The sequence below is a fragment of the Caulobacter sp. GW821-FHT11E11 genome, assembly GCF_058808315.1.
Window position 1 is genome coordinate 302223 of the sequence record NZ_JBXARO010000001.1, and the last position, 13305, is coordinate 315527.

Consider the following 13305-nt stretch of genomic DNA (forward strand, 5'->3'; position numbering starts at 1 on the left):
GCGTCTTGTCGGCGCATGACCGACGCCGCTTCCAGTCGCCGCAAGTTCCTGGTCGTCGCCGACGACACGCCGGAGTTCGCCGCGGCGCTGAAATACGCCTGCCGCCGCGCCCGCTCGACCGGCGGTCACGTGGCGCTGCTGAAGGTGATCTCGCCCGCCGAGTTCGAGCACTGGAGCGGGGTTCGAGAAGAGATAGAACGACAAGAACGCGAGGAGGCCGAGGTCCTGCTCCAGAGCCTAGCCGCCCAGGTCGTTGCCGAGACCGGCCTGCCGCCCGAGTTCATCATCAAGCACGCTGACAGCGTCCGCACGGCCCTGAAGGCGGTGGTCGCCGCCGATCCCAGCATCAAGATCCTGATCCTGGCGACGTCGACGGCCGGCCGAGGCCCGGGCCCCCTGATCGCGGCCATCGCCAAGGAGGGCGTCGGCTTCGCGGGGCGCAAGCTACCCGTCACCGTGGTGCCGGGTGACCTGACGGACGAAGAGCTCGACGCGCTAGCTTAGGTCCGCTCCGGGATCCGCACCATCATCCGCTCGTAGCCCTTCACGAAGGTCGAGTAGACGCGCTTGGGTTCTTCCAGGACTTCGATCTTGGGGAAGCGCTTGAGCACCTCTTCCCAGACGATCTTCAGCTGCATCTCGGCCAGGCGATTGCCGACGCAGCGGTGGATGCCGAAGCCGAACGACAGGTGGCGGCGGGCTTGCGGGCGATCGATGATGAAGGCGTCGGCGTTCTCGATGACCGTGTCGTCGCGGTTGCCCGAGACGTACCACATCACGACCTTGTCGCCCTTCTTGATGGTCTTGCCGTTGAGCTCGAAGTCCTCCAGCGCCGTGCGGCGCATGTGGGCCAGCGGGGTCTGCCAGCGGATGATCTCCGAGACCATGTTGGGGATCAGCGAAGGATCGGCGCGCAGCTTGGCCTCTTCCTGCGGGTTCTTGCTCAGGGCGTAGAGGCCGCCGGTCAGCGAGTTGCGGGTGGTGTCGTTGCCGCCGACGATCAGCAGGATGACATTGCCCAGATATTCGAAGGGCGGCATGTCGCGCGTGGCTTCGCCGTGGGCCAGCATCGAGATCAGGTCGTTGCCCGGCTCGGTCTGGTTGACCCGCTCGTTCCACAGATTGGTGAAGTAGCCGAGGCATTCCAGCAGCTCGGCGCGGCGGGCGTCCTCGCTCTCCACCAGGCCGCTCTCGGGCGAGGCCGTGGCGACGTCGGACCAGCGGGTCAGCTTGCGGCGCTCTTCCCAGGGGAAGTCGAACAGGGTGGCCAGCATCTGGGTGGTCAGCTCGATCGAGACGCGGTCTACCCAGTCGAACGGCTCGTCGATCGGCAGCGTGTCCAGGATCTGGCAGACCCGCTCGCGGATGATGCCTTCCAGCCGGCCCAGGTTCTGCGGCGAGACGATCGGGCTGACCGTCTTGCGCTGGATATCGTGCTTGGGCTGGTCCATGGCGATGAACATCGGCAGGACGAAGTCCTCGTCAAAGTCGCGAATGGTGATGCCGCCCAGATGGGCGTCCGACGAGAAGACCTGGTGGGTCGTGTCGACGGTCATGATGTCGTTGTAGCGGGTGATCGACCAATACGGCCCGATCTCCTCGTCGCCCTTCGACCAGTGGACGGGGTCTTCCTTCCGCATCCGCTCGAAGTAGGGCCACATGGCGTCGGCCTGGAACAGGGCCGGGTCGGCGACGTGATAGTCCTCGAGCGGCGTCGAATAGGCCTTGGCCCGCGCAGCTTCCTTCAGGTCGATAGAACCGTCGCTCATCTTGGATCCTCCCGCGGATCGATGTTTTGCGAGCATGACGCCAGAAAATGACGCCTGTGTCACTTTTAAAATGCGACATCGCACCGGTCTTGCGTCACGGCCTCGCGAGGTCCATTTCAGGACCATGTTCATTCAGACCGAAACCACCCCGAACCCCGAGGTCCTGAAGTTCCTGCCCGGCCGCGAAGTGCTGGGTGAGGGCGCGCGCGAGTTTCGCACGCCGGAGGAGGGCGACGCCTCGCCGCTGGCCAAGGCCCTGTTCGACCTGGGCGACGTGACGCGGGTGTTCTTCGGTCCCGATTTCCTGACCGTGACCAAGGGCGAGGACGCCCAGTGGCCGCACCTGAAGGCGCCGATCCTGGCGGCGATCATGGACCATTTCACCAGCGGCCGGCCGGTGCTGCTGGATGCGGCGTCGAACGCCGAAGGCGGCCACGACGACGACGGCGTCTATGACGAGGAAGCCTCGCAGATCGTCGCCGAGATCAAGGAACTGCTCGACACCCGCATCCGTCCGGCTGTGGCCCAGGACGGCGGCGACATCGTCTTCTCGCGCTTCGAGCCGCAGACCGGCGTGGTGTGGCTGCACATGCGCGGCGCCTGCTCGGGCTGCCCGTCCTCGTCGGCGACCCTGAAGTCGGGCGTCGAGAACATGCTCAAGCACTATGTGCCGGAAGTGACGCGGGTCGAGCAGACGCTCGGCTAAGCTTGCGCGATCGGGCGGAAGCTCTATATTGTAACTATCGTTGTTGCAAATAGCTTCCTCAAGGATCGCTCATGGCCAAGCTCGAAGACGCCACGCTCGCCCAGCTGTTTACCGAAGCCCGGACCCGCAATGGCTGGGATCCGACGCCGCTGCCGGAAAGCGTGCTGCGCGAGCTCTATGAGCTGACCAAGTTCGGCCCGACCGCGGCCAACTCGACCCCGGCCCGCTTCTATTTCCTGACCTCGGACGAAGCCAAGGAACGCCTGGCCAAGCATTCGTCGGGCTCGAACGCCCCGAAGATCCGCCAGGCCCCGGTGACGGTGATCATCGGCTACGACCTCGATTTCCCGGAAACCCTGCCCAAGCTGTTCCCGCACGCCCCAGGCGCCAAGGATTGGTTCAACGACCTGACCGCCCGCGAGTGGGGCGCGCTGCGCAACAGCTCGCTGCAAGGCGGCTATTTCATCCTCGCCGCGCGCGCCCTGGGCCTGGACGTCGGTCCGATGTCGGGCTTCGACAACGCCGGCGTCGACGCCGAGTTCTTCGCGGGCGCCAACATCAAGAGCAACTTCATCGTCTCGATCGGCCATGGCACGGACGAGGGCCTGTTCCCGCGCAACCCGCGCCTGGACTTCGATGAGGCCGCGAAAATCCTCTGACCCGGTGACGGCGGAGGGGCGCCGGGCTACAAAGCCCGCATGACCCTCCGCCACACCCTCCTCGCCCTGCCGCTCGTGCTGCTGGCCGCCTGCGGGCCGGCCAAGAAGGACGAGACCGCCAAGGCTCCCGACGCGGGAACCAAGGCCCCCGTCCAAGTCGCCATCGCGCCCTATGCCGGCGGCCCGCTGAAGGTCAGCAAGGACGGCGTCGGGCCGATCAACGGTTCGGTCGCCTTCGATCTCGCGACCCTGAAGGTCCTGTTCCCGAAGGCCAAGGTCGACAACGCCTTCCTGCACTTCGGCGAAGGCCCGCCCCAGCCGATCATCAATATCGAGCAGGACAACGTCCCGCTGGCCGAGGTCGGCAAGAATGACGAAGGCGAGATCGCCTATGTCCGCGTCAATGCCGGCGATGCGCGCGGTCCCCAGGACGAGCAACTGCTGGCCAAGTGGGCCGATCTCGGTTTCACCGCCGATCAGTGCCGCGCTGGCGAGGGCCGCGAGGTCAATGCCGTGATCTGCGTCCGCCCCGAGGCGGCGACCGTGTCCTACGTGTTCGGCGTGCCCGGTTGGACCAAGGGCGGCGTGCCGCCCGAGGCGACCCTGAAGGCCAAGGCCCAGCTGAACGAATTCGTCTGGCGCCCGGCCGAGGCCGCCGTGGTCGGCGCCGGCTGATCTCGTGATCCTGTCGATCGACACCTGCCTCGGCGCCAGCTCGGTCGCCGTGCTCGAGGACGAGCGCGTGCTGGCCACCCGCAGCGAGCCGATGACCCGCGGCCACCAGGAGCGCATCGGAATCCTCGCCCGCGAGGCCGCCGCCGAAGCCGGCGTAGCGTTCACCGATCTCAAGCGGATCGGCGTCACGGTCGGTCCGGGCTCGTTCACCGGCCTGCGGGTGGGCCTGGCCTTCGCCAAGGGCCTGGCCACGGCGCTGTCGATCCCCTGCGTGGGCGTCAACACGCTGGAGAGCCTGGCCTATGGGACCAAGGGCTTCGTCGCCGCCATCATCGATGCGCGGATGAGCCAGGTCTACATTCAGGTCTTCGCCGACGGCGTTTCGCTGATGGCCCCCGACGCCTTGGGCCTGGGCGAAGCCGCCGCGCGCCTGGCCGAGCTCTATTCGGGCGGACCGGCGACCCTGGTCGGCTCCGGCGCGCCGCTGCTGGCCGATACACTGAGCGTCGCGACCGTGCTGACCCCGGCCGCGCCGGACCCTGTCGCCGTCGCCCGCCTGGCCGCTGGGAAGCCCGCGCCTGCCCATTCGCCCCGGCCGCTGTATCTGCGCGCGCCCTACGCCACGCTGCCCGCCGCATGAACCTGCGTCCCGTCGGCTCAGAAGCCGCCTTCGATCTCGCCGATCTTCACGACAAGGCCTTTCCCCGGCCCTGGACGGCGGTGGAGTTCGACGACCTGCTGAAATCTCCCGGCGCTTTCGCCGTGCTGGGCGAGGCGGGCGAACCCGCGCAGGCCAAGGGCTTCATCCTGTGCCGTTCGATCGCCGGCGAGGCCGAGATCCTGACCATCGCCGTCGATCCCGTCGCGCGACGTCGCGGCTGGGGCGCGGCCCTGGTCGAGATCGCCGCCGGGATCGCCGCTGAAACCGGCGCCGAAGCGATGTTCCTGGAGGTCGCCGCCGACAATCTGGCGGCCATCGCCCTCTACCAGACGACCGGTTTCGCCAAGGTCGGCCTGCGCAAGGGATATTATCCCCATCCCGATGGGGCTAAGGACGCGCTTGTCATGCGCCGGGCGCTTAACACTTAGCGACCGACCGCCTATCTTGCCCGCGACTCAAGACGGAGCGCCGCCGTGGATCGACTCGAAAAAGCCTGTATCGAAAAAGGCATGCGCATGACGGACCAGCGCCGCGTGATCGCGCGCGTGCTGTCGTCCGCCGACGACCACCCGGACGTCGAGGAGCTGCACCGCCGCGCCCACGCCATCGATCCGCACATCTCGATCGCCACGGTCTACCGCACCGTCCGCCTGTTCGAGGAAAGCGGCATCATCGAGCGCCACGACTTCCGTGACGGTCGCTCGCGCTACGAAGAGACGCCCGATCACCACCACGACCACCTGATCGACATGAAGACCGGCAAGGTCGTGGAGTTCGTGGACGAGGAGATCGAGGCGCTTCAGAACGCGATCGCCCGCAAGCTCGGCTACAAGCTGATCGACCACCGGCTGGAGCTCTACGGGATCCCGCTGGAGGACTAAGCGGCTCTGGGTGTGGCCCTGGCGAACTTGCGCCGGCGGCCGCGTGACCCCATAACCTCGCGCATGAGCGAGACCCCGCAAAAGCGCCTCTATATCAAGACCTACGGCTGTCAAATGAACGTCTATGACAGCGAGCGCATGGCCGATGTCCTGCGTCCGCTGGGCTATGGCGTCGTCGATGACCCGGAAGGCGCGGACCTGGTGGTGCTGAACACCTGCCACATCCGCGAGAAGGCGACCGAGAAGGTCTATTCCGAGCTCGGCTACATCAAGCAGATGAAGGACCGGAAGGCCTTGGACGGCGGTCGCATGACCATCGCCGTGGCCGGCTGCGTGGCCCAGGCCGAGGGCAAGGAGATCATGCATCGCCAGAAGGCGGTCGATCTGGTCGTCGGTCCCCAGGCCTATCACCAGCTGCCCGAGCTGATCGCCCGCGCCCACCGGGCGACCGGCGAGCGCCTGGCCGCCGACTTCGCCGCCGACGAGAAGTTCGACGCCCTGCCGGCCGAACGCCACGTGACCGGGGTCACCGCGTTCCTGACCGTGCAGGAGGGCTGCGACAAGTTCTGCACCTTCTGCGTGGTGCCCTATACGCGCGGCGGCGAGTGGTCGCGGCCGGTGAACGACATCGTCGAAGAGGCGAAGCAATTGGCCGGCAAGGGCGTGCGCGAAGTCACCCTGCTGGGCCAGAACGTCAACGCCTATGACGGCGACGGCTCGACCCTGGCCAAGCTGGTGCGCCAGCTGGCCAAGATCGATGGCCTGGACCGCATCCGCTACACGACCAGCCACCCGCGCGACATGGGCGAGGATCTGATCGAGGCTCACGGCGAGCTGCCGGAGCTGATGCCCTACCTCCACCTGCCGGTGCAGGCGGGCAGCGACAAGATCCTGAAAGCCATGAACCGCGACCACACGGCCGAGAGCTATGTGGAGCTGATCGAGAAGATCCGCGCCGCGCGGCCCGACATCGCCATGAGCGGCGACTTCATCGTCGGCTTCCCTGGCGAGCGCGACGGCGATTTCGACAAGACCCTGGAGCTGGTCCGCGAGGTCGGCTTCGCATCCGCCTTCTCGTTCAAGTATTCGCGGCGTCCCGGCACGCCCGCTTCGGCCATGCCCGGCCAGGTCGACGAAGCGGTCAAGGCCGAGCGCCTGGACCGCCTGAACCAGCTCTTGGACGACCAGCAGCGCGCCTTCAACGCCAGCCAGGTCGGCAAGGTCATGCCGGTGCTGTTCGAGAAGTCGGGCCGCCACCCTGGCCAGATCGTGGGTCGCAGCCCATATCTGCAGGCCGTGCATGCTGAAGGCCCTGAAAGCCTGATCGGCACGATCGTGCCTGTCCGTATCGAGAGCGCCGCCAAGATGAGCTTGGGGGGCGTGCTTGAAACCAATCCTGCCCTGGAGACCGCTTGAGCCGTACGCCTGAGTTCCTGCCGCTGTCCGACGACGCCGTCGTCGCCGTTACCGGTCCGTCGGGCCGTCACGCCGCCCTGATCGAGGACGCCTTCAAGGTGTTGATCGAGACCCCGGGCGGCGGCGTCACCATCACCGGCGACGCCCGAGGCCGCACCGGCGCGAAACGCGTTCTGCAGACCCTGGCCGCCCGCGCCGACGCCGGCGAGGAGGTGGTCGAGGCCGACGCGCGCATCGCCATCGGCTCGGCCCACGAGACCGGCGGCCAGGCCTCGCCCCGCGCGGTGCGCAAGGGCAATGTCTCGCCCAAGACCAAGGGCCAGGCCCACTACATGGAAGCGATGGCCACCCATCCGCTGTCCTTCGGCCTGGGTCCCGCCGGCACCGGCAAGACCTTCCTGGCCGTGGCCCATGGCGCGGGCATGTTGATGCGCGGCGAGGTCGATCGCCTGATCGTCACCCGTCCCGCCGTCGAGGCCGGCGAGAAGCTGGGCTTCCTGCCGGGCGACCTGAACGAGAAGGTCGATCCCTACATGGCTCCGGTCTGGGAAGCCTTGACCGACATCATGGGCGCCGACCAGCTGCGTCGTCGCCGCGAGAAGCTTGAGATCGAGGTCGCCCCGATCGCCTTCATGCGCGGCCGCACCCTGGCCCACGCGTTCGTCATCGTCGACGAGGCCCAGAACTGCTCGCGCCTGCAGATGAAGATGGTCCTGACCCGGATCGGCGAAGGCGCCCGCATGGTCGTCACCGGCGACCCGACCCAGGTCGACCTGCTGAACCCGCGTGACTCAGGGCTCGCCCACGCCGTTTCGATCCTGGAAGGGGTCGAGGGCGTGTCGATCTCGCGCTTTACGTCTTCGGACGTCGTGCGCCATCCGCTGGTCGAGCGTATCGTCAAGGCCTATGACGCGGACGCGGCCCAAAGCACGCCCAGGTAAGAGTACTCCCCGCTAACATGACCATCACCGTAGACATCGAGATCGAGGACGAGGCCTGGACCACGGCGGAAGCCGAGACCGAGGCCCTGGTCTGGCGCGCCGCCCAGGCCGTGCTGGACGCGCACGAAGACATCGAAGGCCAGGGGATCGTGATCCTGCTGACTGACGACGACAGCGTCCAGGCCCTGAACCGCGACTTCCGTCAGAAGGACTATCCGACCAACGTCCTGTCGTTCCCCTCGCCCCCCAACCCGGAAGGCCAGATCGGCGATATCGCCCTGGCCTACGGCGTCTGCGCGCGCGAAGCGGCCGAGCAGGGCAAGCCTCTGGGCCACCATCTGCAACATCTGGTGGCGCACGGCGTGCTACATCTCCTAGGATACGACCACGAGAGCGACGACCAGGCGGAAGCCATGGAGGCGCTCGAACGCGAAATCCTGGCGGGTCTGGACGTTCCAGATCCCTATGCCGGCGATGAACAGGGGCGCTAAACAGGGCCATGCCCAGCGACGAGCCTAGTCAACAGCCCGCCGTTCCGGTTCGCAGAAGCCGGGGCGTGCGGGCGTTCCTTCGACGCATGCGCAAGCAGCTGACCGGCGGCGGCGATTTCGCGCGGCCGCCCGAGCCGCCGCCCGCGACCGGCGCGGTCGACATGGTCGACCAGGCCGAAGCGTTCCAGATGCTGCGGGTCGCCGACGTGATGACCCCGCGCGCCGACATCGTGGCCGTCGAGCTGTCCGCGCCCTTCGAGGCGGTGGTGGCTCAGTTCACCGAGGCCGAGCACACGCGGATGCCGATCTACCGCGAGACGCTCGACGACCCGGTGGGCGTCGTCCACATCAAGGACGTCTTTCGCTTGCTGTCCGACGACGAGAAGCGTCCGGCGTCCGGCGACCAGGTGCTGAACAAGCTGCGCCGTGATGCATTGTACGTGCCCGCTTCGATGAAGGCCGCCGACTTGCTGCTCCGCATGCGCACCAGCCGAACCCACATGGCCCTGGTCATCGACGAGTTCGGTGGCACGGACGGCCTCGTTTCGATGGAAGACCTGATCGAGGCGGTGGTCGGCGAGATCGACGACGAACACGATGACGCGGCCGCCGCGGCCATCGTGGCCCGCCCCGGCGGGATCTTCGAGGCCGAGGCCCGCGCGCCGCTCGAAGAGCTTGAAGCCGCCGTCGGCCGCAGCCTGGCGCCCTCCGACATGGAAGAGGACATCGACACCGTCGCTGGCCTCGTGGTGGCCCTGGCCGGCCGCGTGCCGCAGCGGGGCGAGGTGATCTCGCACCCCGACGGCTACGAATTCGAGGTGGTCGAGGCCGATCCGCGCCGGGTGCGCCGGGTGCGCATGCGTGGCGGTCCGACGCCGGCGACGTCGCGCGCCGTCGAGGACATCGCCGCCTCGTGACCGCGACCTGGAGCCGCTTCCGCGCCAAGCCCTGGAGCGGACCGGTGCTGGCGCTGCTGGCCGGTCTGGCCGCCGCCCTGGCCCATCCGCCGTTCGGCGTGTTGCCGGGCCTGCTGGGCTATGCGGGGCTGCTCTATCTGCTCGATGATGCGAATGCCGAGAAGCCTTTGCGCTCGGCCTTCTGGCGCGGCTGGCTGGCGGGTGTTGGCTATTTTTCTCTGAGCACCTGGTGGATCGCCGAGGCCTTCATGGTCGATGCGGCCAACCAGGGCTGGATGGCCCCGTTCGCCGTGGCGGCCATGGCCTCGGGTCTGGCGCTGTTCTGGGGTCTGGCGGGGCTGCTCTACCGCCGCTTCCGTCCAGCCAGCGCTTGGCGGGTGCTGACCTTCGCCGGCGCCTTCGCGGCCCTGGAGTGGCTGCGCGGCCATGTGCTGACCGGCTTTCCGTGGAACCTGCCGGGCGAGACCTGGCGGGCCGGCTCGTGGGCATCGCAGGCCGCCGCCCTGGTCGGCGCCTATGGCCTGACCTGGATCACCCTGGCCATCGCCGCCGCGCCGGCCGTGTGGCGCGAGGGCAGGGCGGGCAAGATCGCGCTGGGCGTGGCCGCCGCCGGCCTCGTCTTCCTCTACGGCTATGGCGCGGTCGCCGTTTCGCGGCCGCTGGCCCAGGGCGCGCCGGTCTCGGTGCGCATCGTCCAGGCCGACATCCAGCAGGACGCCAAGTGGGACGCCGCCCGCTTCGCCCAGATCGTCCAGGCCTATGTTTCGCTGACCGCGAAGCCCTATGCCGGCAAGCCCGCCGACCTGGTCGTCTGGCCCGAGGGCGCCCTGCCGGCGGCGATCAATGACTACATGGCCCCCGGAACCTGGGTGCGGCAGGCGATCGTGGACAGCGTCCAGCCCGGCCAGACCCTGCTGATCGGCGGCTATCGCTACGAGGGCCCGATCGAGAAGCCGACCTACTACAACAGCCTGATCGCCCTGAAGCGGACGGCGACCGACCTCGAGGTCGTCGGCATCTATGACAAGCACCGGCTGGTGCCGTTCGGCGAATACCTGCCCGCCGAGAAATTCCTTACCCTGATCGGGTTCAAAAGCCTGGCGCATCTGGGCGACGGCTTCGCAACCGGGCCGCGTCCCGTCCCGCTGAAGGTCGGCGACGGCCTGCTGACTCAGCCGCTGATCTGCTACGAGAGCCTGTTTCCGGGCCTGGCCAAGGCCGACCCGAATGTGCGGGTCCTGATCAATGTCTCGAACGACGCCTGGTTCGGGGTGACCTCCGGGCCGTTGCAGCATCTGAACCTGGCCAGCTACCGGGCCATAGAAAGCGCCAAGCCGATTTTGCGCGCGACCCCCACGGGAGTCAGCGCTGTCATCGACGCGCATGGTCGAATCATCTCTGGAACCCGGTTGGATTTAGGCAAAAGTGGAGTGATAGACTCCGTTATACCAGGTAAGGGTGGGCTTACACCCTTCGACAACTTCGGTGATTTCGCGTTTTTCGCACTTCTACTGATATCTGCGGTTGCGTCAGCTCGCCGACCGAGGGGTAAGTCCTTTTAATCTATTGCGTGCGTGAAAAACTTAGGCTGAATTAAAACCGCAATTTCAGCTATCAAGCGTAGGCATGAGCGAGTCCTCGGACGCTGAGCGTCACCCCAATCCCGTCGACCTGCATGTGGGCGCCCGTATCCGCATGCGCCGCAAGATCCTGGGCGTCAGCCAGGAACGGCTGGCCGAGGACCTGGGCCTGACCTTCCAGCAGATCCAGAAATACGAGCGCGGGGCCAACCGGGTCAGCGCCAGCAAGCTCTATGAGATCGCCAAGAGCCTGCAGTCGTCGGTCGGCTACTTCTTCGAGGGCCTGGCCGATCCGACCGCCGAGGGCGTGGCCGAGACCGGCGAGCCGTTCGTGCACGACTTCCTGATGACCTCGGAAGGCCTGGAGCTGGCCGCCCTGTTCCCGAAGATCAGCCGCGCCAAGGTGCGTCGCCGGATCCTGGAGCTGGTCCGCTCGATGGCCGAGGAAGAGGCGAGCGCCAGCGAAGAGGGCTGAAAGGGGCTTAAAGCGGCCCCAGGTTCTCTCGCCTTGATCGCATAAACATATCTTTATATGCTTTCGGTCTAATTGGACGCCGAACTGGGCGCCCGTGCGCGCCCGCGCATCCTCAAGGCCGGAGCTGTCTCTTGAACCGTTCGTCCTACATCTTCACCAGCGAGAGCGTCTCCGAAGGCCATCCCGACAAGGTCGCCGACCGCATCAGCGACACCGTCGTCGACGCCTTCCTGACGGTCGATCCGGAAGCCCGCGTCGCCTGCGAGACCCTGGTCACCACCAACCGCGTCGTGCTGGCCGGTGAAGTCCGCGCCGGCAAGCCGGACGGCGACAAGAAGGCCAACAAGCAGCTGACCAAGGACATCCTGGGCTCGCTGGAGCCCAAGGTCCGCGCGGCCATCAAGGACATCGGCTACGAGCAGAAGGGCTTCCACTGGCAGAAGGCGAAGTTCGCCAACTTCCTGCACGGCCAGTCGGCGCACATCGCCCAGGGCGTGGACGCCACCGACAAGAAGGACGAGGGCGCCGGCGACCAGGGCATCATGTTCGGCTACGCCAGCACCGAGACCCCGGAGCTGATGCCGGCCACCCTGCAGTACAGCCATAACGTCCTCAAGCGCCTGGCCGAGCTGCGCCACAGCGGCGAGCTGTCGGAGCTGGAGCCGGACGCCAAGAGCCAGGTGACCCTGGAATATGACGGCAATGGCCGCCCGGTCCGCGTCGTCTCGATCGTCGTGTCGCACCAGCATGCCAAGAAGATCGACGGCAAGGCCGCGACCTCCAAGCGCGTCCTGGACCTGATCAAGCCGCACATCCTGCCGATCTTCCCGGACGGTCTGATCACCAAGAAGACCCAGTGGCTGGTCAACCCGACCGGTCGCTTCGAGATCGGCGGTCCGGACGGCGACGCCGGCGTCACCGGCCGCAAGATCATCGTCGACACCTACGGCGGCGCGGCCCCGCACGGCGGCGGCGCGTTCTCGGGCAAGGATCCGACCAAGGTCGACCGCTCGGCCGCCTATGCCTGCCGCTACCTGGCCAAGAACGTCGTGGCCTCGGGCCTGGCCGACCGCTGCACCATCCAGATCGCCTATGCGATCGGCGTGGCCCAGCCGGTCTCGTTCCACGTCGACCTGCACGGCACCGGCAAGGTCGATCCGGCCGTGCTGGAAAAGATCCTGCCGCAGCTGATCGGCGGCGCGACCCCGCGCTCGATCCGCGAGCACCTGCAGCTGAACCGCCCGATCTACGCCCGCACCGCCGCCTACGGCCACTTCGGCCGCACGCCGGACAACGAAGGCGGCTTCTCGTGGGAGAAGACCGACCTGGTCGGCGAACTGAAGGGCCTGGCGTAAGCCTTACCCTTCAATCCTTTTGGAAGCGGGCTCCGATCCTTCCCGGGTCGGAGCCCGTTTTCATTTCACGCTCAACCGACTAAGACGCCCGCCCATGACCAATCCGACCCAACCCCATGGCCCGCTGCGCTCGTTCGGCCGTCTGAAGGCGCGCCCGGTGAAGCCGCGCCAGCAGGCCCTGCTCGACACCCTGCTGCCCGAGATCGCCGTGCCGCACGGCCCGTTCCAGCCGCTGGACCTGATGCCGGACGCCAAGGCCGTGTGGCTGGAGATCGGCTTCGGTGGCGGCGAGCACATGGCGACCCAGGCTGGCCGCAGCCCTGAGACCTTGGTGATCGGGGCCGAGCCGTTCGTGAACGGCGTGGCCAGCGCCGTGCGTCACATCGAGGAGCAGGCGTTGAAGAACGTCCGCGTCCACGAGGGCGACGCCCGCGACGTGGTCGACTGGCTGCCCGACGCCTGCCTCGACCGGGTCTTCATCATGTTCCCCGATCCCTGGCACAAGGCCCGCCACAACAAGCGCCGCCTGATCCAGCCGGAATTCGTCGCCCGGCTGGCCCGCGTCATGAAGCCCGGCGCGGCCCTGCGCTTCGCCACCGACTGGGCCGACTACGGCGAGTGGACGACCGAGCGGGTGCTGGCCGATCCGAACTTCCGCTTCGCCGACGCGAGCGCCGACCGCAACGCGATCCCGGCCGACCACGTCACCACGCGCTACGAGGAAAAGAAGCTGGGCGACTGCGCCCCGGTCTTCCTGGACTTCGTCAGGGCGTGACGGA

At 67.3% G+C, this 13305-nt stretch carries 16 protein-coding genes; 15 read left to right on the forward strand and 1 reads right to left on the reverse strand.

Annotation, left to right across the window (positions count from 1 at the left end; genetic code table 11):
* Nucleotides 1–15 precede the first annotated feature (15 nt).
* Entirely contained in the window at nucleotides 16–504 is a 489-nt protein-coding gene (locus AC1RR5_RS01515; protein ID WP_492919332.1) for a universal stress protein, read from the forward strand.
* Here the strand turns inward: AC1RR5_RS01515 and AC1RR5_RS01520 are convergent.
* On the reverse strand, nucleotides 501–1769 hold the full coding sequence (locus tag AC1RR5_RS01520) for a cytochrome P450 (protein ID WP_492919333.1): 1269 nt from the start codon (nucleotides 1767–1769) through the stop codon (nucleotides 501–503). The genes AC1RR5_RS01515 and AC1RR5_RS01520 overlap by 4 nt on opposite strands.
* 124 nt (nucleotides 1770–1893) lie before the next feature.
* Between AC1RR5_RS01520 and AC1RR5_RS01525 the strand changes: the two genes are divergently transcribed.
* The 14 genes from AC1RR5_RS01525 (at nucleotide 1894) to trmB (ending at nucleotide 13301) form a co-directional block, all read left to right on the forward strand.
* Complete coding sequence (locus AC1RR5_RS01525) at nucleotides 1894–2475, forward strand: NifU family protein (protein WP_492919334.1); 582 nt, start codon at nucleotides 1894–1896, stop codon at nucleotides 2473–2475.
* A gap of 71 nt (nucleotides 2476–2546) precedes the next feature.
* Complete coding sequence (locus tag AC1RR5_RS01530) at nucleotides 2547–3134, forward strand: malonic semialdehyde reductase (protein WP_492919335.1); 588 nt, start codon at nucleotides 2547–2549, stop codon at nucleotides 3132–3134.
* A 39-nt stretch (nucleotides 3135–3173) separates the two neighbouring features.
* Nucleotides 3174–3809, forward strand: a complete 636-nt coding sequence (locus tag AC1RR5_RS01535) for a DUF1131 family protein (RefSeq protein WP_492919336.1) — start codon at nucleotides 3174–3176, stop codon at nucleotides 3807–3809.
* A gap of 4 nt (nucleotides 3810–3813) precedes the next feature.
* A complete protein-coding gene (tsaB, locus tag AC1RR5_RS01540) occupies nucleotides 3814–4449 on the forward strand; it encodes a tRNA (adenosine(37)-N6)-threonylcarbamoyltransferase complex dimerization subunit type 1 TsaB (protein ID WP_492919337.1) in 636 nt (211 codons plus the stop codon).
* The gene (rimI, locus tag AC1RR5_RS01545) at nucleotides 4446–4898 is read left to right on the forward strand and encodes a ribosomal protein S18-alanine N-acetyltransferase (protein ID WP_492919338.1); all 453 of its coding nucleotides are present in this window, start codon (nucleotides 4446–4448) and stop codon (nucleotides 4896–4898) included. The genes tsaB and rimI overlap by 4 nt, the downstream gene beginning before the upstream one ends.
* A gap of 45 nt (nucleotides 4899–4943) precedes the next feature.
* Nucleotides 4944–5351, forward strand: a complete 408-nt coding sequence (locus tag AC1RR5_RS01550; RefSeq protein ID WP_492919339.1) for a Fur family transcriptional regulator — start codon at nucleotides 4944–4946, stop codon at nucleotides 5349–5351.
* A gap of 63 nt (nucleotides 5352–5414) precedes the next feature.
* Nucleotides 5415–6767 (forward strand): tRNA (N6-isopentenyl adenosine(37)-C2)-methylthiotransferase MiaB, encoded by a 1353-nt coding sequence (gene miaB, locus AC1RR5_RS01555; protein ID WP_492919340.1) that lies wholly within the window; start codon nucleotides 5415–5417, stop codon nucleotides 6765–6767.
* Nucleotides 6764–7708: a PhoH family protein gene (locus tag AC1RR5_RS01560; RefSeq protein WP_492919341.1), complete on the forward strand. Its 945-nt coding sequence runs from the start codon at nucleotides 6764–6766 to the stop codon at nucleotides 7706–7708. The genes miaB and AC1RR5_RS01560 overlap by 4 nt, the downstream gene beginning before the upstream one ends.
* Nucleotides 7709–7743: 35 nt before the next feature.
* Nucleotides 7744–8199: an rRNA maturation RNase YbeY gene (gene ybeY / locus AC1RR5_RS01565; protein ID WP_492919793.1), complete on the forward strand. Its 456-nt coding sequence runs from the start codon at nucleotides 7744–7746 to the stop codon at nucleotides 8197–8199.
* Nucleotides 8200–8207: 8 nt separating this feature from the next.
* The gene (locus tag AC1RR5_RS01570; RefSeq protein ID WP_492919342.1) at nucleotides 8208–9116 is read left to right on the forward strand and encodes a transporter associated domain-containing protein; all 909 of its coding nucleotides are present in this window, start codon (nucleotides 8208–8210) and stop codon (nucleotides 9114–9116) included.
* A complete protein-coding gene (gene lnt, locus AC1RR5_RS01575) occupies nucleotides 9113–10678 on the forward strand; it encodes an apolipoprotein N-acyltransferase (protein ID WP_492919343.1) in 1566 nt (521 codons plus the stop codon). Before AC1RR5_RS01570 ends, lnt begins: the two co-directional genes overlap by 4 nt.
* Nucleotides 10679–10742: 64 nt before the next feature.
* A complete protein-coding gene (locus tag AC1RR5_RS01580) occupies nucleotides 10743–11171 on the forward strand; it encodes a helix-turn-helix domain-containing protein (RefSeq protein WP_492919344.1) in 429 nt (142 codons plus the stop codon).
* A gap of 131 nt (nucleotides 11172–11302) precedes the next feature.
* Nucleotides 11303–12526, forward strand: a complete 1224-nt coding sequence (gene metK / locus AC1RR5_RS01585) for a methionine adenosyltransferase (protein ID WP_492919345.1) — start codon at nucleotides 11303–11305, stop codon at nucleotides 12524–12526.
* Between the two features lie 94 nt (nucleotides 12527–12620).
* The gene (trmB, locus tag AC1RR5_RS01590; protein WP_492919346.1) at nucleotides 12621–13301 is read left to right on the forward strand and encodes a tRNA (guanosine(46)-N7)-methyltransferase TrmB; all 681 of its coding nucleotides are present in this window, start codon (nucleotides 12621–12623) and stop codon (nucleotides 13299–13301) included.
* Nucleotides 13302–13305: the final 4 nt, after the last annotated feature.